General features: G+C 37.1%; 26 protein-coding genes. 8 read left to right on the top strand and 18 right to left on the bottom strand.

The window, feature by feature from the left end; all coding sequences use genetic code 11:
• Nucleotides 1-37 precede the first annotated feature (37 nt).
• From ACFSR3_RS17315 to pyrE, 4 genes are all read right to left on the bottom strand, one after another.
• On the bottom strand, nucleotides 38-571 hold the full coding sequence (locus tag ACFSR3_RS17315; RefSeq protein ID WP_379822801.1) for a hypothetical protein: 534 nt from the start codon (nucleotides 569-571) through the stop codon (nucleotides 38-40).
• 79 nt (nucleotides 572-650) lie between these two features.
• On the bottom strand, nucleotides 651-1,043 hold the full coding sequence (locus ACFSR3_RS17310) for an SRPBCC family protein (RefSeq protein WP_379822799.1): 393 nt from the start codon (nucleotides 1,041-1,043) through the stop codon (nucleotides 651-653).
• Between the two features lie 9 nt (nucleotides 1,044-1,052).
• Complete coding sequence (locus ACFSR3_RS17305; RefSeq protein WP_379822797.1) at nucleotides 1,053-1,511, bottom strand: hypothetical protein; 459 nt, start codon at nucleotides 1,509-1,511, stop codon at nucleotides 1,053-1,055.
• A gap of 75 nt (nucleotides 1,512-1,586) precedes the next feature.
• Nucleotides 1,587-2,228 (bottom strand): orotate phosphoribosyltransferase, encoded by a 642-nt coding sequence (gene pyrE / locus ACFSR3_RS17300; RefSeq protein WP_114756998.1) that lies wholly within the window; start codon nucleotides 2,226-2,228, stop codon nucleotides 1,587-1,589.
• 7 nt (nucleotides 2,229-2,235) lie between these two features.
• On the opposite strand from pyrE, the gene ACFSR3_RS17295 reads away from it, so the two are divergent.
• The 3 genes from ACFSR3_RS17295 (at nucleotide 2,236) to ACFSR3_RS17285 (ending at nucleotide 5,984) form a co-directional block, all read left to right on the top strand.
• Complete coding sequence (locus ACFSR3_RS17295) at nucleotides 2,236-2,838, top strand: NUDIX hydrolase (RefSeq protein WP_379822795.1); 603 nt, start codon at nucleotides 2,236-2,238, stop codon at nucleotides 2,836-2,838.
• Nucleotides 2,839-3,132: 294 nt separating this feature from the next.
• A complete protein-coding gene (locus ACFSR3_RS17290) occupies nucleotides 3,133-3,984 on the top strand; it encodes a hypothetical protein (protein ID WP_379822794.1) in 852 nt (283 codons plus the stop codon).
• A 23-nt stretch (nucleotides 3,985-4,007) separates the two neighbouring features.
• On the top strand, nucleotides 4,008-5,984 hold the full coding sequence (locus tag ACFSR3_RS17285) for a T9SS type A sorting domain-containing protein (protein ID WP_379822793.1): 1,977 nt from the start codon (nucleotides 4,008-4,010) through the stop codon (nucleotides 5,982-5,984).
• Between the two features lie 55 nt (nucleotides 5,985-6,039).
• On the opposite strand, the gene ACFSR3_RS17280 is transcribed toward ACFSR3_RS17285, so the two are convergent.
• From ACFSR3_RS17280 to ACFSR3_RS17265, 4 genes are all read right to left on the bottom strand, one after another.
• The gene (locus tag ACFSR3_RS17280; RefSeq protein ID WP_379822792.1) at nucleotides 6,040-6,783 is read right to left on the bottom strand and encodes a hypothetical protein; all 744 of its coding nucleotides are present in this window, start codon (nucleotides 6,781-6,783) and stop codon (nucleotides 6,040-6,042) included.
• A 66-nt stretch (nucleotides 6,784-6,849) separates the two neighbouring features.
• Entirely contained in the window at nucleotides 6,850-8,580 is a 1,731-nt protein-coding gene (locus tag ACFSR3_RS17275; RefSeq protein ID WP_379822791.1) for a M14 family metallopeptidase, read from the bottom strand.
• A gap of 4 nt (nucleotides 8,581-8,584) precedes the next feature.
• Entirely contained in the window at nucleotides 8,585-9,040 is a 456-nt protein-coding gene (coaD, locus tag ACFSR3_RS17270; RefSeq protein ID WP_114757002.1) for a pantetheine-phosphate adenylyltransferase, read from the bottom strand.
• A gap of 81 nt (nucleotides 9,041-9,121) precedes the next feature.
• Nucleotides 9,122-10,108: a D-alanine--D-alanine ligase gene (locus ACFSR3_RS17265; RefSeq protein ID WP_379822790.1), complete on the bottom strand. Its 987-nt coding sequence runs from the start codon at nucleotides 10,106-10,108 to the stop codon at nucleotides 9,122-9,124.
• A 147-nt stretch (nucleotides 10,109-10,255) separates the two neighbouring features.
• Here ACFSR3_RS17265 and ACFSR3_RS17260 point away from each other — a divergent pair, with 147 nt between their 5' ends.
• A complete protein-coding gene (locus ACFSR3_RS17260) occupies nucleotides 10,256-10,867 on the top strand; it encodes a PASTA domain-containing protein (protein WP_114757004.1) in 612 nt (203 codons plus the stop codon).
• Nucleotides 10,868-10,870: 3 nt separating this feature from the next.
• Nucleotides 10,871-11,920, top strand: a complete 1,050-nt coding sequence (locus ACFSR3_RS17255; RefSeq protein WP_379822788.1) for an RluA family pseudouridine synthase — start codon at nucleotides 10,871-10,873, stop codon at nucleotides 11,918-11,920.
• A 56-nt stretch (nucleotides 11,921-11,976) separates the two neighbouring features.
• Here ACFSR3_RS17255 and ACFSR3_RS17250 read toward each other — a convergent pair whose 3' ends face one another.
• The 7 genes from ACFSR3_RS17250 to ACFSR3_RS17220 all read right to left on the bottom strand — a co-directional run bounded on the left by ACFSR3_RS17250 (nucleotide 11,977) and on the right by ACFSR3_RS17220 (nucleotide 16,595).
• On the bottom strand, nucleotides 11,977-12,657 hold the full coding sequence (locus ACFSR3_RS17250; RefSeq protein WP_379822787.1) for a hypothetical protein: 681 nt from the start codon (nucleotides 12,655-12,657) through the stop codon (nucleotides 11,977-11,979).
• Nucleotides 12,658-12,763: 106 nt separating this feature from the next.
• Entirely contained in the window at nucleotides 12,764-13,294 is a 531-nt protein-coding gene (locus ACFSR3_RS17245; RefSeq protein ID WP_379822785.1) for a YceI family protein, read from the bottom strand.
• 93 nt (nucleotides 13,295-13,387) lie between these two features.
• On the bottom strand, nucleotides 13,388-14,263 hold the full coding sequence (locus ACFSR3_RS17240) for a pirin family protein (protein ID WP_379822784.1): 876 nt from the start codon (nucleotides 14,261-14,263) through the stop codon (nucleotides 13,388-13,390).
• 202 nt (nucleotides 14,264-14,465) lie between these two features.
• Nucleotides 14,466-15,053 (bottom strand): Crp/Fnr family transcriptional regulator, encoded by a 588-nt coding sequence (locus tag ACFSR3_RS17235; protein ID WP_379822782.1) that lies wholly within the window; start codon nucleotides 15,051-15,053, stop codon nucleotides 14,466-14,468.
• Between the two features lie 60 nt (nucleotides 15,054-15,113).
• The gene (locus tag ACFSR3_RS17230) at nucleotides 15,114-15,650 is read right to left on the bottom strand and encodes a DUF4199 domain-containing protein (RefSeq protein WP_379822781.1); all 537 of its coding nucleotides are present in this window, start codon (nucleotides 15,648-15,650) and stop codon (nucleotides 15,114-15,116) included.
• A gap of 19 nt (nucleotides 15,651-15,669) precedes the next feature.
• The gene (locus ACFSR3_RS17225; RefSeq protein WP_379822780.1) at nucleotides 15,670-16,053 is read right to left on the bottom strand and encodes a VOC family protein; all 384 of its coding nucleotides are present in this window, start codon (nucleotides 16,051-16,053) and stop codon (nucleotides 15,670-15,672) included.
• Between the two features lie 71 nt (nucleotides 16,054-16,124).
• Nucleotides 16,125-16,595: a response regulator transcription factor gene (locus tag ACFSR3_RS17220; RefSeq protein WP_379822779.1), complete on the bottom strand. Its 471-nt coding sequence runs from the start codon at nucleotides 16,593-16,595 to the stop codon at nucleotides 16,125-16,127.
• Nucleotides 16,596-16,719: 124 nt separating this feature from the next.
• Here ACFSR3_RS17220 and yaaA point away from each other — a divergent pair, with 124 nt between their 5' ends.
• Nucleotides 16,720-17,478: a peroxide stress protein YaaA gene (gene yaaA / locus ACFSR3_RS17215; protein WP_379822777.1), complete on the top strand. Its 759-nt coding sequence runs from the start codon at nucleotides 16,720-16,722 to the stop codon at nucleotides 17,476-17,478.
• A gap of 87 nt (nucleotides 17,479-17,565) precedes the next feature.
• On the top strand, nucleotides 17,566-17,916 hold the full coding sequence (locus tag ACFSR3_RS17210) for a hypothetical protein (protein ID WP_379822776.1): 351 nt from the start codon (nucleotides 17,566-17,568) through the stop codon (nucleotides 17,914-17,916).
• An 84-nt stretch (nucleotides 17,917-18,000) separates the two neighbouring features.
• Here ACFSR3_RS17210 and ACFSR3_RS17205 read toward each other — a convergent pair whose 3' ends face one another.
• On the bottom strand, nucleotides 18,001-18,918 hold the full coding sequence (locus tag ACFSR3_RS17205) for a DsbA family protein (protein WP_379822774.1): 918 nt from the start codon (nucleotides 18,916-18,918) through the stop codon (nucleotides 18,001-18,003).
• A gap of 164 nt (nucleotides 18,919-19,082) precedes the next feature.
• Here ACFSR3_RS17205 and ACFSR3_RS17200 point away from each other — a divergent pair, with 164 nt between their 5' ends.
• Nucleotides 19,083-19,406, top strand: coding sequence for a winged helix-turn-helix transcriptional regulator (locus ACFSR3_RS17200; protein WP_379822772.1), 324 nt, complete (start codon nucleotides 19,083-19,085; stop codon nucleotides 19,404-19,406).
• A gap of 104 nt (nucleotides 19,407-19,510) precedes the next feature.
• Here the strand turns inward: ACFSR3_RS17200 and ACFSR3_RS17195 are convergent, their stop codons facing one another.
• Together ACFSR3_RS17195 and ACFSR3_RS17190 are read right to left on the bottom strand one after the other, a co-directional pair.
• Entirely contained in the window at nucleotides 19,511-19,663 is a 153-nt protein-coding gene (locus ACFSR3_RS17195) for a hypothetical protein (RefSeq protein WP_379822770.1), read from the bottom strand.
• A 100-nt stretch (nucleotides 19,664-19,763) separates the two neighbouring features.
• Nucleotides 19,764-21,353, bottom strand: a complete 1,590-nt coding sequence (locus tag ACFSR3_RS17190; RefSeq protein ID WP_379822769.1) for an MDR family MFS transporter — start codon at nucleotides 21,351-21,353, stop codon at nucleotides 19,764-19,766.
• Nucleotides 21,354-21,355 lie beyond the last annotated feature (2 nt).

Below are 21,355 nucleotides of genomic sequence, written 5' to 3'. Positions count from 1 at the left end.
GTTTTGTAGAATATTTAACGACAATGATTCTGTTGTCTTATTCTGTTTTGGTATTAGGTTCAAAAGAAGGTTCGGTCCTTTCTGGTATTACAATTTGGTCAGAGAGGTTGGGTAAAAGCATTCTCATGTCCTGAAAATTGTAGTTTGCCGTATCTAGAAAATACCAGTTTTTACCATTATCCTTCGAAATTGCTATTACTGTTGTTGTAGCTGTTAGTTTTCCCTCCGGCAGATCCATAGTCAGGATTTGGGGTAGTGTGCATTGTAATTCGGAATCAACAGTGATTATTTTAGTTGGTGTTCCAAAATTTACATCAGTAACAATAATACCTTCTTTTGCAATCTCCATCATTTGCTCATTCATTTTTTTGAGAGCTTCTTTTTCGCCTCTCATTGCTTTTATTGTCGCTGGATGAGCATACTTAAGAAAACCGGCATAATCACGTTCTACAAATTTTTTACCCATCTCATTGGCCTGTTCGAGCATAATCTTGATATACAGATCATTGTTTTGCGCCTGGGAAAGGAAAAAAGTAAAAAATAGTGAAAGAAATAAGAGTTTAGTTTTCATAACGGAAATATCTTTTGATAAAAGTATAAAAAAAGCCTCTTAGTTGTACTAAAAGGCTTCTTTTATAAGGTTATATTGTTTAAAGCTTATGCATATTCTGCGCAAGCGTTTCGATGAATTTAGTGATAGGGCCTTTAATCATCATTGCCATCATTGCATTGAATTCGCCTTCAAAAAAAAGCTGTACTTCACTTGAAGCTTCAGAAACAGTATTAATGTTTCCGGTTAAGGTAAAGGGAAGCTTGTCGCTTGCAGCACCCAAAACTACTTTGTTAGGAACTGATTTTTCTTTTAGCTTTAATTTTATTTCAGGCATTCCTTTTAATGCAAAGATGAATGATTCATCACCGGTAACTTCGAATTTAGCTATGTTTTCAGGCATTAGCTTTTCAAAGTTCTTTACATCAGTAAGCTGGTCAAATATATATTGAGCAGGTTTTTCTACGGTTACCTTAGGGCTTTCTAAATTCATGGATTTTAATTATTTTTTCTTTCCAAAAAGTTTATCAACTTGTTTTTTGGCAATTTCGTTTGAAAAATATACCGGTGCATCTTTTACTTTTGTCGCGCATGAAAATCTTAAAACAGGCGCTCCAAGAAATTTACTAAAGTGAAGCCCTACAATATAGTCCGGAAGTTCAAGCATTACGGATTCTTTGGGCATTGTGGTAAAACCTTCTTCAACGGCAGCATATAAATCGTTAAATGTATTGTCAACATCTTCAAAACTGAATTCACGGTATTCGTCCAGTGTTTTAAACTGCTGATCTCTAAATTTTACAGTGTATTTGTTACCTGATTTTGTAATTTCAGCTTCTAACGGAGCTCCAAATTGTTGTGCTTTTCCGATTGATTCACTTGGAGTAGTTTGAACTTTTTTTAATTGTGCAAAAGACATAGATGCTGTAAGCAACATCACTAACAAGAACATTTTTTTCATTGTGATTGGTTTGGTTGATTAATATAATTTATTTGGTTTGTAATTAATTCTTTTGGCGTGTAGTGTATCATCAACTTATTGTCCCCAGGTAGAAGGGCTTTTACTCCAGTCTTTAAGAGTATCAAGTTCTTCTTCTGTAATATATTTTTTAGAAACAGCCAGGTCAAGTAGTGTCTCATAATTACCAAGCGTGTGTAGTGTTACATTCGCTTTTTTGAAATTTTCTACTGAAACATCAAAGCCGTATGTAAATATGGCTACCATTCCTTTAACGTTGGCTCCTGCAGCTTTTAATGCTTCTACAGCCATTAAACTGCTGTTTCCTGTACTGATAAGGTCTTCTACAACAACCACGTTTTGACCTTTTTGAAGGAAACCTTCAACCTGGTTCTGACGGCCGTGTTTTTTAGGCTCAGGACGAACGTATACAAACGGAAGTCCCATATACTCAGCAACAAGCATACCTATACCGATAGCTCCGGTAGCAACACCAGCAATAACATCCGGTTTTCCGAACTCTTTTTCAATGTGCTTGGAGAATTCTTCACGTATGTAATTCCTTATCGGTGGGAATGAGAGAGTTATCCTGTTATCGCAGTAAATAGGCGATTTCCATCCGGAAGCCCATGTAAAAGGATTTTTAGGATTTAATTTAATTGCGTTTATTTGTAAAAGCAATTCGGCTGTTTTTTTGGCTGTGTCTATATTGAAAATCATATTGCAAATGTATAAAGTTTTTGTAAACGATAAACCACTTTTTTTGACAAATACTGTTGAAAAAGAAACTGACTTCAGGTTGTTTTTACTGGAGAGCGTTGATATTGAACAATTGATAGTTAATATGTTCAATAACAAGGTGAAAAAAGCGTTTTTATATCATCCTGATGAAAAAGAGACCTTAAAAAAATTAAAAGAGAAAATTCCTGTGGCTAAAGCCGGAGGCGGACTTGTTTACAATAAAAAAGGAGAGGTGCTTTTTATACTTCGCAACGGTAAATGGGATTTGCCGAAGGGAGGAATTGAAAAAGGAGAAGAGATAGAGGACACTGCAGTTCGTGAAGTAGAAGAGGAAACAGGAGTAAAAAACCTGAAGATTACTAATAAACTTCAGAAGACCTATCATATCTTTAAACGTAATGGAACTTACAGATTAAAAATTACACATTGGTATGAAATGAAGACCGATTATACAGGAAAGCTCTTTGGTCAAATTGAAGAAGGTATTGAAAAAGTTGCCTGGCTTAATCCTGACCAGGTTAAAGAAGCCCTGACCAATTCATACGAAAATATTAAGCTGCTTTTTGAAAATGCAGAAGTAGAGAAGTAATGACTAAAGAATAAAATCGAAAATTACGAATTTGCAAAAGCGAGTTCGTAATTTTTTTTGCGCTGTATTAAGTGTTTCAGGATTTTTTTTTGGAACAGAAATATTCAAAACATAATTAAGAGAATAGTTGACAAAAGTTGTTTTTGTAAATAATGTCTGATTTATTAAGTGTTGGTTTTAATTATATATAGTTAAAACATGATTGTTGTTTTAACTATATTTTAAGATTTAGGATGTTAAAATTAACATTTTATTTTGTTGATTTATATTACAAATTTAATCACCAATTTAATTATGAAAAAACAACTTTTAACATTGTCTTTTGCACTTTGTGCAGCTTTTGGGTATTCACAAACTAATAGCCCTACGTGGCCTGCATCAGGGAATGTAGGTATTGGGACAACCAGTCCTACAGTAAAGCTGGATGTGGTTGGAGGTTTTGGTCTTTCTGGAGGTCCTACTAAATTAGCTTATTTTGGGGGTAGAAATTCTTCTACTGGAGTGAATACTAATGGAATTTTTTTAGGAACTAAAGAGTTTGCTGCTGGTGGTCCTCTTGCTCAATTGTTTTACAGGAGCAGCATATTTTCCGTTTTGGGAGCTACATATACCGGCTTTATCGATTTTGGCAGGCCTGCTACTGCAAATACTACATCTGCATCTCTTAGTTTTGGTTATGGTTCTACAGAGTATATGCGTGTAAATCAGGATGGTAAAGTGCGTATTGGTCTCGATACAAATGATATAAAAACGCCTGATGGCTATAAACTTTTTGTTGAAGATGGCATACTTACTGAAAAAGTAAAAGTAGCTGTTAAAACAACTAGCGATTGGGCCGATTATGTTTTTGCTTCTGACTATAAACGTATGACTCTTGATGAAGTTGCTGCTTTTACCAAAGCAAACAAACATTTACCTAATGTTCCATCGGCTGAGGAGATAGTTAATTGTGGTCTTGATGTTGCTAAAATGGATGCTAAACTGCTGGAGAAAATAGAAGAATTGACTCTTTATATTATCGACCAGGATGATAATGCAAAACAACTTAAAGCAGAACTTTTAGAGCAAAAGAAAGAAGCTGAATATCAGAAAAAAGAAATAGAAGAGCTTAAAGCACAAATGAAGTTATTAATGGCAAAACAATAATATAAATTTTAAATATTTAATCTATGAGAAATTTATATTATTGTTTTCTCGTGCTTCTGTTAAGTCTGGGAGCACATGCACAATGCATTGTAAATGGAAGCTTTGAAACTACTCCAACACAATATAGTTTTACCAACAGAAGTAGTGGATTGTTTCAGGTTACGGATTGCGAAGTGAATACAGCAGATCCTGTATTTAATACATTTACATTGCCAACAGGTCTTAATCAGTTAACGGCAGATGCAAGTTGGGTAAGTTCAGGGAATGATTCTTTTTTGTTGGCTTGCAATCCATCTGTCACTGTAAACAGAGTAAAACCAGGTAGCGGTAGTCGGGCTTTACGACTTAATAATTTTAAGCCATACAGTGATATAACTACAATGTCACAAACTTTTACTGCTACAGGAACTGAAATTAGCTTTTCTTATTCATTGATTATTGAAAATCCGCATCCTGATGAAATGGATAGACAGCCTTTCTTTTCAGTTAGGGTTTATGATAGTGCTGGGAATATAATATCAAATCATTTTTGTCTCGTTGCTGATCCTAACAATGTAATTTTTGATGTTACATCGTGGTTTAATCCAGATGAAAATGAGAATCAAGAAGTATTGTATACAGGCTGGCAATGTGGCTTAATAACCATACCTGATGAGTATTTAAATCAATCAGTAAGGTTGGAATTTGTTATAGGAGATTGCGGTAAAAACGCGCATTTTGGTACCGTTTATATTGATGATATATCCTGTACTGCAGCCTGTACCCAGCCGGCCTTTGGCTATTTGGCACTGGATGATGCCAGTTTTAACTGCCCTAAAGAACCTTTTCAGGTTTGTGGATCATATATATTGCCGGAAGGAACAACTCTAACTTCTAATTTTATGCAGCTGCAGATATGGAAAGATGGAGTTTATATAGGTACGGTTTTAGGTGCATCGAGTTTAACTTCAGATAAATTTTGTTTCACAGTGGATCCGGCTACGCATTTTGGGCCAAGTCCCTCTGGAGAATATGAATTTAAGCTAATTGCATATTTTTATATGAGTGCTACTTCCTATTATTTAAAACTTACTGACTCATCTACTTCAGTAGGGCCTGATGTTACTATAGGTAATGTTGATATAACCGGGGCTTATGTACAGGCGAGCACGCTGATATGGCCCGATGTAGCTGATGTGTACGAGCTTGAGTTTTTTACAGATGGAAGCTGCTGTCCGGAAAGTCCTGCTACCCAGCCTGCTTATTTTCATTTTACGCAAACAGAAAATACATTCGACCTGACCCAGATAGCTTCAACCATCCCCGGAGGAAGAGCAATGGTATACGGCTGTTTCAGATATAGGATAAAAACAGATTGCGGCTGGTCAGCATGGTGTTGTATTACTATGCAAAATGGCCATTATGAATTTCCTGAAGGAGCAAACTGGGGAAATCCTATTGCACCAGATTGTTATGAAGGAGCTGCCGGTAGCTGTCTCTCAACTTTGACTCTAACAGTGTCAGATCCGGTTGTTACAAATACATTGTCTTACCAGCAACGTGATCAGTGGATTAAGGCTTCAAATAGGGTTGAGCAGGATGCAATAGCTATTTACCAAGCAGGAAATTTCATTGAATTACAGCCAGGCTTTAATGCTCAGTATACTTCTGTGTTCCAAGCTTCAATTGAGAATTGTGTTTATGGTGCAGCTGCACCGCAACCTAAACCACAAGCTAAAGTACAGGATTTAAGTGGGGAAGATAATAAAGATGTATCTAAAAAAGGTAATTCTTTTATGATATACCCAAATCCTTTTATTGATACTATTACTATAGTTGATAAAAATATTTTCTCATCAGTGAATGTCTTTACAGTTATTGATATTACAGGTAAGGAAGTTATAAGGGTAAATAATCCTGAAGGACTGAAGGAACATCAAATAAATGTGTCGTCATTAAACTCAGGTGTGTATTTTGTATTGGGTGACGGTGAAACACTTCAAAAAATTATTAAAAACTAAAATAACCAAATGTAGGTTAAATAAAAGCGAACCTGAATAAGGTTCGTTTTTTTATTTAAGGTAATAATTTCGGTCCAAGCCAGTCTAACCAGCCGATATATCCAATAGCGCAACCTATAATTCCGGAGAGTATGAAACTTAGTCTCTGGTTTAAAGGGATGGCTTTAAAAGTAACCCATGAAAGTACGGCTCCTCCTAAAATACAAGTGACCATTCCAAAAGCCCATGGTGGTAAATTGAGCGATTGAGATAATCTGGGTTCATCTGCCATAAAATACTTTCGTCCGGAAAAGGTTTGATCAATTGAAAATATAAAATTGAAAACCTGTCTTGCCCAAAAGTAGGAAAGAAACACTGCAAACCACTCTAACAGGGTTAGGTAACTTCTTTCAAATATTTTTTTTCTTCTAAGGAAAAGGATTGTGAATCCAAGCATACCAGTTAGCATAGTTTGAAGAGGACCACCAAATGTTATAAAGAAGTCTTCCGTTTTCCTTTGCTGTTTGTATGTTTTACTAATGTTTTCTCTTAATTTGAAATAAGCCTCTTTTTCTGGTGAAGCAATATCTGATTTTATTTTGTCCTTATCTTTTTTATAGGCTTCTCTGAGCGTAATACTCCACGAAGGTTCACCAGGATACATATATGCATAATGCAGTTCGGGATTTCGCCCATAATATTTAGCGGCAGCACAGTGCCCTGCTTCATGGCTTACCGTTCCGATAGCAGTGCAAAGTATAAATGCAATAGCAAGGTAGAAGAATAACTTCAGGTTAAAGGATAGTGTGATGAATTTCATTTCGAGTTGGTTGGTGTCTGATAAATATAAATGAAATTTTTACACCTGTAAATTCTTATATAAATATTATTTTACTTTCCTGTAAACCGGATATTCCATATGCGTCTTTTCATAATATGGTGAATGACGGTAAATCCAGTCCAACTGAGCATCGGCATTATCAGCAAATGTTTTGTCTTCCTGTTTTTTCTTTTCGAATTCAGTTTTTAGGCTATTATTTTCTTTAAGAAGCTTTGCTGCTGTATCTTCAAAAACATAGTCTGAAAAATATTCTTTTTGTTGTAGTATAGCGTCAAAAAAGTTCCATGCAAAAAACGAATCATTCCCTTGTGGTTCAAGTGCTTCCAATAAATATTTTACACCAGGCTGCGTTGTGGTTACCATCAGATCTCCTTTTTTGAACAGCACTTTACGAGTAGTAGTTCCTAATGTAACGGTATTATGAGGGTAATGCCCCTCATAAGCCGACTTTGCCGTTTTAAAGTCTTTTATACGATAACTTTCCACCTCAATTTCGGTATCCTTTGCAAGAGGCTCCATTTTAATATTGTTGAGTTTTAAAAGCTCAATAATATTCCACCATGACTTAGGTATTATATAAGCTTCCGGTATTGCGACCTGAACTAACGGCTGATACGTCTGGTAATAAGGAAGCATTTTGTTGAAAGGCTTTTTACGGTCGTAAAAAAGTCTTTGTTTACCTGTTACTTCACTGGTTTTATAATCGCCCTGATAACCTAAAAAGGGAAGAGGGGTAACCTGAGTTGAATCTATTTCCCATTGTAATGTGTATCTCAATCCAGGTTTATAATTCTCCAGGTTCTCAGAGCGCAACAGTTTAATCCTGTTGTAATTAGCATCTATAAATTTAATAGACTCTGCCATATATTCGTAGGTAACCTTTACCCTCGCAGCATATTCTTTTAGCATATGTGTTTCCGGCATACATCCGGGTACATTGAACATAGAAGCATATCCTGTTGAATATCTGGGATAATCCATAAACTGTTCAAAACCTGCGGCATCGGGTTTGGTGTCGTGTACATTTACATAAGGAGTAGCTTCGATACCTTTAGCTTTTAATGCAGATAGAATTTGAGGCATCATTTCAGTCTTAAAAAATGCCCCCAGTTCTCCACCTAGTTTTTGATGCTGGGTCGCTATATAAGTCAGTGTATATTGGTAATCGGCACCATTGCTAACATGATTGTCTATAAAAGCATCAGGATTTACAGTATGAAAGATCTGTGCAAAACTTCTCGCATTGCGGGTGTCGTTTTTTACAAAATCACGATTAAGGTCATAGTTGCGGGCATTGCCACGAAAGCCATAGCTTTCAGGCTCGTTTTGGTTTGCACGGCTGTGCGAATTGCGGTTCAATGCTCCTCCTATATTATATACAGGTATGTTTACCACTACTGTATTTTTAGGTACAGTAACCTTGCCGGTTGCAAGATCACGATAAAGCATCATGGTCGCATCAATACCATCAGGCTCCCCCGGATGAATGCCATTATTGATTAAAAGAACAGCTTTGTCTTTATGAATTGTATTAAAATCAAACTTTTTATCAGGATTGTAAATAACCATGTGTAATGGCTCACCGCTATCGGTAAGTCCCATTTCCTGCATTTGTATAGTTTCAAAGTCTTTGTCAAGAAATCTGAAAAATGCTATAGTTTCTTCGTAGGTAGCAGTTTGGTTACCATTCCCTTTTTCGTAAGGTGTCGCATAGGTGTTTTTCTTTTGAGCTGAAAGTACACAGGTGAAGAATACCAAAAGTAAAAATTTATTCATAGGCCTATTTTACCCTTACGGCATCAGGTACAAGTATTGTATAATCTCCTCCGTTTCTTAAAACATCGCGAACAATACTCGAACTAATATATGACGTACTTGCAGCAGTAAGCAAAAAGACAGTCTCTATTTGTGAAAGTTCTCTGTTGGTATGTGCAATGGCTTTTTCAAATTCAAAGTCGGCAGGATTGCGTAGTCCGCGAAGGATAAAGTCTGCGCCAACTTTACGACAAAGATCAATGGTAAGTCCCTGATAGGTTACAACCTCTACTTTAGGCTCATCGGCAAATGATTCCTCTATAAAGCGTTTACGTTCTTCCAGCGAAAACATATATTTTTTTTCAGCATTTACACCGATGGCAACAATTACTTTGTCAAACAGGCTGACGCCACGCTTAATGATATCGTAATGGCCTAATGTTATAGGGTCAAATGATCCCGGGAATACTGCTATTTTCATGTTATTGTTTTTTGTCTGATGTCCGAAGCCGGAAGTTTAATAATTATGATTGTAAAATAAAAGGCTATTACTCACTGAATACTACTTCTTCCAAAGTACCTTACGTTCCATAGCCAGTTTTATTTCGCTGTCAAGCAGATCCGAGAAAGGTATTCCGGCATGTTGTGCCTGTTGCGGAAAGATACTCGCAGGCGATAATCCCGGATTGGTATTCATCTCTATAAAATGAGGCTCGCCATCCCTTACAATAAAATCAGTGCGGGAAAATCCGCTCATTCCTAATGCTTCATATGCTTTTGCTGCAGTTTCGCGAACTTTTTGTTCGGTAGCAGCATCAAGGCGTGCAGGAGTTATCTCATCTGATTTACCCTGATATTTGGCCTCATAATCAAAAAAGTCATTATGCGATACGATTTCAGTCAGTCCTAATACGGTTGTTTTTCCGTTAAGGTTCAGTACACCAACCGATACTTCGGTTCCCTTAAGGTATTCTTCAATAAGGATATCGCTGTCTTCTGCAAAAGCAAATTCAAGTGCTTTTTCAAAATCGGCAAGGTCATTCACTTTAGAAACACCCAGGCTGCTTCCGCTTTGGTTTGGTTTTACCATAAAAGGCAATCCTACGGTATCAGCTACCTGTTGTGCTGAGATAACATCTCCTTTAGAAATGTAGATGCTTTTTGCTTTTGGGATATTGAATTTAGAAAGTACCGACAAGGTGTCTCTTTTATTAAAGGTAAGTGCCGACTGATAAAAACCACATCCAGTATAAGGTAGTTCAAGCAGTTCCCAGTACGACTGCATATGGCCATCTTCACCGGGAGTACCATGAATTGTATTTACAGCCACATCAAAAGTTGTCTTTTTGCCCTCTTTTTCAAAAGAGAAATCACCTTTATTTACAGGGTATTTATTGCCATCGATCAATACATTCCAGCCTTCAGGAAGGATATGTACCTCAAATGGTGTGTATTTTGATTTGTCAAGGTTAGTAAGGATAAGCTGGCCGCTTCGTATAGAAATAACGGATTCGTCTGAATATCCGCCCATTACTACTGCTACATTCATTTTTAGAGAGGGTTAATGTTAAAAGCTTACACGAAAGTAACGCAAAAAGCGTTATAATAACGATTCTTAAGCTTACACAAAAATATCATTATTTGTGTAAACTATAAAGTTTAGTATTATTTATATCTTTGCCAAAATTCATAATAGATGACCCTAAAAGATTTTTTGACCAGTAAAGTTTTTTTCAAGCAGCTTGCCATCGCATTGGTAATTGTAGTTGTGGTAATTTTTGGTTTGCTTCAATACCTTAGTTATGCTACAAATCACGGCGAGGAAATTCCGGTTCCTGATTTACGTAAAATGACCCTGGAAAAAGCAGAAGAAGCTCTTGACGCTGTCGATTTGGAATATGTAGTTCTGGATACGGTTGATTTTAGGGCAGAATACCCGCCTTATACTATTGTTGAGCAGGATCCGCTTCCAAAAGTGAATGTAAAGGACGGAAGAAAAGTTTATGTCAAGATAAATTCAAAAGGTTTTGCAGCTGTAAGCTTACCGGACATCATCCAAAAAACATACAGGGCAGCAATACCAAGCTTAAAGTCTGCCGGACTTGAAGAGGGCAAAAAAACCTACAAGCCATATCTTGCTAAAGATGTTGTGCTTGAAGTATGGGTTAACGGCAAAAAGCTTAAAGCAGGGGATAAAGTAATGAAATCATCAAAAGTTGATCTTGTATTAGGTGATGGAAAAACAGGATATGAAGAGCCTGAAAATGATACTATAAAAACATCAGAACCTGAAAGTTCGGAAGAATAAGAAATGACAAAACCTATTATAGAGCAGGAGCCGGACGATAATGAAGAGCTTTTTGAGCATCATCGTTTTGAGGCAGGAAAAGGACAATCGCCATTAAGGGTAGATAAGTTTTTAATGAACCTGATGGAAAATACCACCAGGAGCAAGATACAAAAGGCAGCAGATGATGGTAATATCTATGTAAATGATATTGCTGTAAAATCAAATTATAAGGTTAAGGCTAATGATATCGTTCGTATATTGTTAGAGCACCCGCCTTATGAGTACCTGCTTACGCCTGAGAATATTCCTTTAGATATAGTGTATGAAGACGATCAGCTGCTTGTAGTAAACAAGGAGCCTGGTTTGGTTGTGCATCCGGGGCATGGTAATTATTCAGGTACACTGGTAAATGCTTTGGCATACCATTTTGAGAACCTTCCAATGAACAGCAGCGAAAGGCCGGGCCTTGTACACCGTATTGATAAGGACACTTCAGGATTATTGGTTATTGCCAAAACAGAACAGGCGATGACTTACCTTACGCAGCAGTTTGCAGAGAAAACTTCTGAAAGGGAATATATCGCCATAGTATGGGGTAATGTTGAAGAAGATGAAGGTACGATAGAAGGTAATATCGACCGCCACATGAAAGACCGGATGCAGATGGCTGTATATCCGGATGGCGATCAGGGCAAACACGCTGTTACTCATTACAAGGTAATTGAGCGCCTGGGTTATGTAACTGTGGTTTCATGCCGACTTGAGACCGGGCGTACCCATCAGATTCGTGTGCACATGAAACATATCGGGCATACCTTATTTAATGATGCGCGTTATGGTGGAGATATGATCCTTAAGGGAACAACATTTACAAAATACAAGCAGTTTATAGACAACTGTTTCAAGATATTACCACGCCAGGCACTACACGCCAAAACGCTTGGGTTTGAACATCCAGCAACAAAAGAATTTATGCGTTTTGACAGCGAACTGCCACAGGATATGGTAGAATGCATTGAAAAATGGCGTACTTACTCCAAGTCGCATACGATAGAGGAAGAGGAGAATTAATATAGAAATCCCGAAGTGAAAGCTTCGGGATTTTTGTTTAGATATAACCTAACAAATTATTGCTTTCGACGCATTTTTAATAATTTAATTCTCAATTGATTTGAAGTTGTATTATTAATGTAAAGTGTTTCAGTATTATTTTTTATATGAAATCTTTCCAACTCAGACCAGTTTAAACTATCAATTTCTTTAATTGATGGCAGTATTTGAAAATATTTTTTTTCAGATTTACCTAATACAGTTTTGTAAGAAATTTTAATATAGCTTTCAATATCTAAATACCCAATATCGAATAAAGAATTCCATAGTAAATATTTAGAATAGCCAGTATATTTATCGTCAAAATCATATATTAGTCCTTCACTAGTCCCATAAACTCGGCCTCCCAAATTGATATAATTGTTTATTGGTAATCTGATGGAGTCAGTTGTGTTTTTAAATGAAAAATTTAAAAAAGAATAGTCTTTTTCAATATCAAAATTGGAAATTTTGCTATTATGATTATAAACTAACCAAATGGTTCTATCATATATTTTTAAACTATCATTATAAATTTGAGTTTTTCTTATTTCAAGGTTAGGAGTATTTTCCCACTCCATTATTTTTCCTTGATTTTCAGCAATTGAATTTGCTTGAAATGAAATATAAATTGCCGAGATTGAAGCTATAAATACAAACACAGTTTCAAAAAAGATCTTGTTTTTGTTTAAATTTTTTCTTACTCGTTTAATTTTCATATTAAATAAATATTGGCAAATATAATAGATTGCTAAGTTAATATAAAAAACCTGTGGCACTTTCGCACCACAGGTTCACCGAAACATATAAATTGGACTAAAACAATTATTGTTTAACGAACTGAAGCTCGATAGCCAGCTTCACTTCTTCGCCTACAAGTACACCACCTGTTTCAAGGGTAGAGTTCCATGTAAGGCCAAAATCTTTACGGTTAATTTTACCTGTAATGGTAAAACCTGCTTTTGTATTTCCCCAAGGGTCTTTAGCGATACCGCCAAATTCTACATCAAGGCTTACCGGTTTTGTTTCGCCATGAAGGCTAAGGTTACCGTTAAGGGTATATTCTCCTTCATTTTTTTTGTTGAAGGCTGTAGATTCGAATGTGATTTTTGGAAATTGGGCTGCGTCAAAAAAGTCTCCGCTTAATAGGTGTCCGTCACGGTCTGCGTTACCTGTGCTTACTGAATCGATATCTCCGCTGAAAGAGAAAGAAGCTACTTCGAATGAATCTCCGTTAGTTGTAGCCTCGGCAGTGAATTTGGTAAACTGTCCTGAAACGTTAGTAAACATCATGTGTTTTACTTTAAATCCTATTTCTGAGTGTGTTGGGTCTACTGACCATTTAGTTGTTGACATAATCTTAAAATTTATATGGTTTTTTTATTTGTTATTTGATGAAGCAAAGTTCCGTTATAATAAATGCCTGTGCATTGAACTAGGACAAGAAAATTAAACTGTCATCGGAACTTCAATTAATAATAATTCTGCATCCGGGGTATTGGCAATGATACTGATGTCTGAAGTATTCCAGATACCAAGGGCATCGCGCTCATTCAGTTGAATGTTACCAATATTAATATCACCTTTAATTACAAAGGCATAAATTCCGTTACCGCTTTTCTTTAATTTATAGTCTGTTGTAAAGTCTTTGTCAAACCTGCCAAGGTGAAACCATGCATCCTGATGGATCCATACACCTTCGTCATTAGCATTTGGTGAAAGTATCTGTTGTAATTTGTTGTGGCGGTCAGCTTCGTTAAGCGTAATCTGGTCGTAACGTGGAGTAACATTCTTTTTGTTAGGATATACCCATATCTGAAGGAACTTTGTAAGCCTGTCTTTGTTCTTGTTGTATTCGCTGTGGTATATACCCGTTCCGGCACTCATTACCTGAATATCACCTTTTTTAATAACAGCAGTATTGCCCATGCTGTCTTTATGCTCTAAATCGCCCTCAAGCGGAATAGAAATGATTTCCATGTTATCGTGTGGGTGTGTGCCAAAGCCCATACCGGCATCTACACGGTCGTCATTTAGTACACGAAGCACACCAAAGTGCATCCTGTCGGGATTATAATAATTAGCAAAGCTAAAAGAGTGGTGAGAGTCAAGCCATCCGTGGTTAGCATGTCCGCGGCTGTTTGCTTTGTGTAGTACTGTATTTTCTAAGATAAGCGAACTCTCGTTTGGTAAATGGTTGTAACCGATTGGTTCAAGAGGCTGTATCTCGTCGATGTCGTTTTTTAAAGTATCGCCTATGGCTGCGGAAGTAATGAACATTCCGGTTCCCATAAGTCCTTTCCTGATAAATTCTTTTCTGTCCATAGTATATTGGTTGTTTTAATATTACTATGCAAAGTTGCTGCATATAAAAGATCAAAACATTGAACTAGGACAAGAAAAAATCGTTCTGCGATTTTTTCGGTTTAGGGTTTTGTGTTTATAGTTTTTTTAAAGTTCTGTGCCGACAACCGTTACGGCTTGAGTAAGCAACCCTAAACTATAAACTACAAACTCTAAACAGAAATTAGCCTTTAGCTAATTTAGCCCTTACCTTACTAAGGAACTCAGCAGAGATGCCCAGATAGGAGGCGATATAATGCTGGGCCACACGTTGTGGCAGGGTAGGGTACATCTCAAGAAACTCAAGGTATTTCTCCATTGCCGTTTTTGAAATGGTATTGAAAAGCCTGTTTTGAGTAACCGAAAGATTGCGCTCAAACAATATCCTGAAAGCTCTTTCGAATCGTGGTGCACGTTTTAAAAGTTCTTCTTTTGTTTCGGGGCTGAAGATAAGAAACTCACAGTCTTCCATGGTTTCGATAAAGGTGCGGCTGGGTTTGTCTTCATAATGACTAAATGATATGTCGCTTACCCAAGCATTTTCTATGGCAAATTGTAGTATTACCTCAAAGCCATTGTGGTCAATAAAATATTTACGAACGCAGCCTTTTACCACAAAAGCTTCAAAATTACACACTTCACCTTCATGAAGCATGATGGTTTTTTTAGGCACTTTTCGGTATTCAAGCAGTGAGTTTAAGATTTCGAGTTCTTCTTTCGAAAAACTTACGTAGCGGCTTAGACTCTGGTCTATTTGTTCGTACATATCCATAATGACAAGGCTTTCCAACAAATGTAGGAAAAATAAAAAAAGCGTCCAAAGACGCTTTAATTATACAGTGCTTGCTTTTTTCTTATTGTTTAATGAAACCAGCGCAAAAATACCGGAGCTGATAAGTGATATTATTATGCTTAGGGGCAGTATTTCTGCATAAGTATATAAGATTACAAATAGCGGATTCTTATAATTTTCCACAGCCTCCTGCATTTCAGCAGTTTTAGAAGTAATTTCTGCAGCTGAAGCTCCACTGTTTTTGAGTTGTTCTAAAGTATGGGTTGTATATTCCTGCATAAAGTCAGGGTGGAAGTTATATAATACTATAAGCCATACTAATACATATATTGAAGATGCTATCAGAGAAATGTATAAACCTATAAGAAATGCTTTTCCGAAAGATATAAAACCGCCGTTTTGTTTACGGTATTGATTGGTAGCTACAAAAATCAGTGAGAAGGCCAGAAACATGGATGCGAATCCATATATCATGCCGTTTTCAAAATTTACGCTGTCATTGTTTATAGAGATAAGGTAACCAAGGCAAGACACAAATCCTGCTATAAGTCCGTATATAAGTACAATTTTTTTCATATAGGTATATTATAAGTTATTACTCGCCATCATTGGCTTCAAACAATTCGATCTTATTTCCCTCGGGATCCAGGATATAAACGAATTTACCATATTCGTAAGTAGCGATCTCGTCCAGAATTGTTACTCCTTCATTTTTTAATGCTTCTACTAAGGCAGTAATATCATCTACGCGATAGTTAATCATAAAATCTTTTGATGATGGCTCAAAGTATTTGGTACTGTCAGGAAAGGGACTCCATAGTGTATACCCTTTTTTTGAAGATTCAGATTGTTGTTCCCATTCAAATTTAGCCCCATAAGGAGAGGTCTCTAAACCAAGGTGGGTTTTATACCACTCATTCATTTTTACGGGGTCTTTACATTTAAAGAAAATCCCTCCTATGCCTGTAACTCGTTTCATTATTTATATGTTTTAATTATGAGGCAAAATTCAAGATTGCTCCTGATTTTCAGCTCATACTTTTGGGTGATTTATGCAATTATACCGTATTTTTTTGCTTTTTCTACAGCTTGTGTGCGTCGTTTAACCTCAAGTTTTTCATATACTTTAGAGGAATGTGTTTTTACGGTATTTAGCGATACAAAAAGCTTTTCGGCGATTTCCTGATTGCTCAGGCCATCGGCCATTAATTGTAATACCTCAAGTTCGCGTTTGCTTATGGCGAGGTTTTCAATTTCAGTTTGGTTTGGGATAAATTCTTTTCCTTTAGAAACGTAAATTGCTTTTTCAACTACTATTGTTTCTACTTTGGGTTTAGAAAGTTTCAGTGTAAGCCAGATACCAAGGCCTGTAAAGAGCAGGGCAATGGCTCCTATATAAAGGTCCTGTTTTTGGGGACTGAATAAAACGAACAGTTCCAGCCCTCGAAGCAGCAAAAGCAGCAACGCAAGGCCGGAACCGTACATTATTATCCATTTGTATTTTATAATTGCCCTGAACATTGTTTGCTGTTTAGAGCAAATATAAAAACTATTTTAAAGGCGGGTATGGTTAAGAGACCTATGTTGAGGTTAGTATTTTGAGTATATAGTTACATTCCTTAACTTTGAGGTATAATTCACACTTATGAAAATTGTAATATCTCCTGCCAAGTCGCTGGACTTTGAAACCAAACTGCCTACCCGTAAACATACCGATGCTGCTTTTCTGGCTAATGCACAGGAAGTGCAAAATGTACTTAAAGAAAAGTCGCCAAAGGAGCTAAGTGAGCTGATGGATATTTCAGATAAATTAGCCGACCTTAACTGGCAACGTAACCAGGACTGGAAACTGCCATTTACTACAAAAAATGCACGTCCGGCCATGTATGCCTTTAACGGGGATGTGTATATAGGACTCGATGCTTATACTTTACCGGGAGCCAAGATCAGTAAGATACAGGATTCTTTAAGGATACTTTCAGGATTATATGGATTGCTGAAACCTCTTGACCTTATTCAGCCGTACCGACTTGAAATGGGTACGCAAATGCCGGTAGGAGAGAATAAGAATCTTTATGAGTACTGGAAAAAGACAATTACTGAGGCATTGAACAATGAACTAGAAGAAAACGAATTGTTCGTAAACCTTGCCAGTAATGAATATTTTAGCGCAGTAGATGTAAAAGCGTTAAAGGTACCGGTTATTACACCTGAGTTCAGGGATTATAAAGACGGAAAGCTTAAAATGATAAGCTTTTTTGCTAAGAAGGCGAGGGGCATGATGGTGCGTTATATTATTGATAAGAATGTGAAAACCCTAAAAGGTTTACAAGGCTTCGATTATGAAGGGTATAAGTTTGATCCGAAACTATCTAAAGGGAATACGTTGGTATTTACCAGATAGTATTGAGATATTAGATAATGGATGATAGATATGAAATAATAGATTTTATAGTTTGGAATTTGTCATTTGAAAATTAGAATTTGAAAAATGAGGATTGAGGATTTGTTTAAACTTGAAAATACTAAAAGAGAATATAAGCATTCAGTAATTATCAATTTTTATTATGGTTATCAGGAGTTGGATGAATTGCATAATCTGGAGAGCAAACTTAGAATATTGCTTTTTGATAAGGGAATAGGTGAACTCGACGGACACGAAATTAATGTGGATGGTTCTGACGGAACTTTATTTCTTTACGGGCATAATGCCGAGGAGTTATATAAAACGATTGAACCGATATTATTAAATACTCCATTTATGAAAAAGGCAGAGGTTTACCTTAGGTTTGGAGATATGAGAGATACATCTGCTCCAGAGATTGATTTCATATTGAAATAACGTAGCATTATTATGATAAACGGCGATAAAGAATAATCTATATCGCCGTTTTTTTTTAGTATAAAGAGTTGGAGGTTTAGTAGTTTACTTTTTACTGTAAAGGGATCCGTTTTTGATGCTCTTCTTATTAAGGACACCTTTTTTATAGTGCTGCTCGAGTATTTCTTCTGCTTTCGTAGTAGATATATTTAGTATTTCAGCATATTCTTTTACAGCAAGCGTAGGATAGTAGCTAAAAATACCAAGAGGGTCATCATTACTGATTTTTTTCTTTTTAGCATCCGGATATAAGGCTAATATAACTTTTTCGTATGCATCATACGGCTTAGATCCATAAACTGTAAGTTGGTTGGTGGTGCCATCAGAAAAGAAAAGGGTTGGAAACCCACGCACCCCCATGCGACGGGCTAACTCCAGGTCTTTTTGAAACAATTCTTTGGCACCGTTATCATAATCAGTCTTCATTTTTGCCGTGTCTAGTCCAGCCTGTTTAGCTGCGGGAACAATGTTTTCCCATTTAGCTATATTTTTTTTGTCGAGATAAAGTCCTTCGCGCAGTATTCGCATAAATGTTATAGCTTTTGTAGGATCCTGCATTTGTGCTGCCTTCATGGCGATACATGACGGATATGAAGAATCAAGCGGATCTTCAAGCCATACATCACCGTCTATAGGCATCTGATAGTAGTGGCTGGCTTCATCCCAATGATGTGCAACATCAGAAGGTTTGCTTATACCGCCGCTGTTGTAGCTCCAGTCCGGCAGAAGTCCGCCCATACGGTAATCTATCTCAAAATACTCACCGTATTCAAGTTTTAGTTTTCGAAGTTGTGGTTCTATACCCCAACAAGATGAACAAATAGGATCAGTGTAGTAAATTATTGTAATTGGTTTAATACCTTTTTTAATAGTACCACCTTCTGCTGATGATGGGGCAGAGGGCATTTCGCATAATCCTGTAACAGGGTCGCACAGTAATGCATTATTTTTAGTATCGCTCATTTTTTGATTGATTTGTGATTGACAGCTAATAGCGGTTATCAGGAACAACATCAAAAAAGTATACTTTGTTAAAATGTATTGGATTCCTGATTGCATGGTATTAATTCATAATTTTGCTGCAAATTTTAAAACAATTACGACGTAAGTCAATAAGTCAAAAAAATATGACTACCCAAAAAGAGACAGATTCAGCTTCAGGATGTCCTGCAGAAGGACTTTTAAAAATGCTTTCAGGAAAATTCAAGCCACAGGTCTTTCGGCTTGCTTTGGATGGGCCGTTGAGGTTTAATACTCTTTTACGCCAGATAGAGGGTGCTAATAAGCAATCAGTTTCTGTTGCGCTTAGGGAGCTGGAAGATTTTGGACTTTTAGAAAAAAAGACAATAAACCTAAAACCATTGCACATCGAATATTCTTTAACGGAGAAAGGGGAGTCGTTGGTGCCGGTTTTCAGGCAGCTCGAGCTTTTTCAAAATAACAACCAATAAAAAACGCCGAAGAATATTCTTCGGCGTTTCGGTTTTTAGAACAGATGTGTATATAACTAATCAGGAGTTGTTTTTATTTGAAAATGCGGTAAAACCATTGCATCTTAGGGCCATGCAAACTGAGATAACCCATGTATATCATGTTCTTTTTCATTACCTATAAGCCTTTTTAAAGCAACAATAATGCTGTTTTTATTCGAGGTTTCAGATGAGGTTTCTTTTTCTGAAACCTTTTTAGAATCGTAATTTTTTTCCATTTGATTTGATTTTTCTGATTTTGATTGATGTTTAAAAAAGGCCTATCATTACTGACAGGCCTGTATATTCTGTCAACTTAAAACTGTCAACTGTTAACTATTAATGCATAGCTTCGCTCATGTCTACTTTTCCCTTGCCTCGTTTTATAAGCAGGATAAATGGAATACATATCAGGAAGAGTATACCCAGGTATAGGAATATATCCATGTATGATAATACTGTTGCCTGTTTTATAACAGCTCCTTCCATTGCTTTGTATGCTTTGGCGGTAGCTTCTGTTAAAGAGTATCCTTTAGACATAAAGCCCGCAGTAAGCTGCTGTACTCTTTGCTGCACAGCATAATCGGTTACCTGTTCATGATTTACAAGGGTTACCCTGTGGCTTTGTGTAAAACGTGTAATGAATGTACTGATGATGGCAATACCAAATGAACCGCCTAACTGACGCATCATTCCCGTAAAAGCTGCACCCTCTCCAATACTTTTCCCCTTGAGGGTAGAAAGCGCCATTGTTGTAATAGGTACGAACAGGAGACCAAGTCCCATTCCTCGCATAATAAGTGGCCAGAACATGTGTTCGCTTCCGGTATCCGGTGTCATGATGTTGTACATCCAGAAGGTAAATACAAAGAATATCAGAAACCCTACAGCAACCATATACGTTTGTGGAATACCTCGCTGTATCATCTGCCCGATAATAGGCATCATAAAAGCAGTCATCAATGAACTTGGAATCAGTAGCAGACCGGCATCAAGCGCAGGCCATCCCAATATCTGCTGGGTATAAATTGGTATTACAAATGTGGTTCCGTACAAACCGAATCCCATTATAAAACACAATATAGTCCCTATACGCAGATTGGTGTCTTTAAGTACCTGAAGGTTTACTATTGGATGTTCGTATACCAATTCCCTCCAGATGAAAGCTACAAGGCTAAATAAGCTGACTACGCTTAGTGCAATTATCAGATGATCTTCAAACCAGTCGTCCTGTTGTCCGTGCTCCAGTACAAACTGAAGCGATCCGATGAATCCTGCGAGGAATACGATTCCCCACCAGTCGACCTGGTTGGCTTTAAGCTTTTCACCATATTTAGGACTCTTTACATACATCAAGGTAAACATGGTAGCAATTATACCAAGCGGTATATTGATGTAAAATATGTAAGGCCAACTCCAGTTGTCTACAATCCATCCTCCAAGAGGCGGTCCAAGGGTAGGGCCTACAATTACACCCATACCGTAGATAGCCTGAGCCATACCACGTTTTTCTGCGGGATAACTTTCGGTAATAATGGTTTGTGCTGTTACAAGCAGCGCTCCACCACCCATACCCTGTATGAATCGGAAGATAACTAGTTCCCAAATGTTAGTCGCATTACCACAAAGGAATGACGACACGGTAAATATTATAATTGATGCCGCAAAGTAATTACGTCGTCCAAACTGCTGTGAAAGCCAGCTCGTCATAGGGATTACGATTACGTTTGCAATAGCATAGGCCGTAATAACCCAGGCTACATCGGTTAGCGTGGCACCAAGGCTGCCTCGCATTTCGTTAAGTGCAACGTTAACAATGGTTGTGTCTACAATTTCAAGCAGGGCACATAGTACCGCTGTTATCGTAATGATAACCCGCCTGAAGCCGTATTCAACCAAGTCTTCGCTTACAGTTGCTGCTCCTGCCATAA

Origin of the sequence: Flavobacterium suzhouense (genome assembly GCF_042684765.1) — a bacterium.
GTDB classification, from domain to species: Bacteria; Bacteroidota; Bacteroidia; order Flavobacteriales; family Flavobacteriaceae; genus Flavobacterium; species Flavobacterium suzhouense.
Note: the sequence above shows the minus strand (reverse complement) of the source record. Positions and strands in the feature narration are given on the sequence as shown.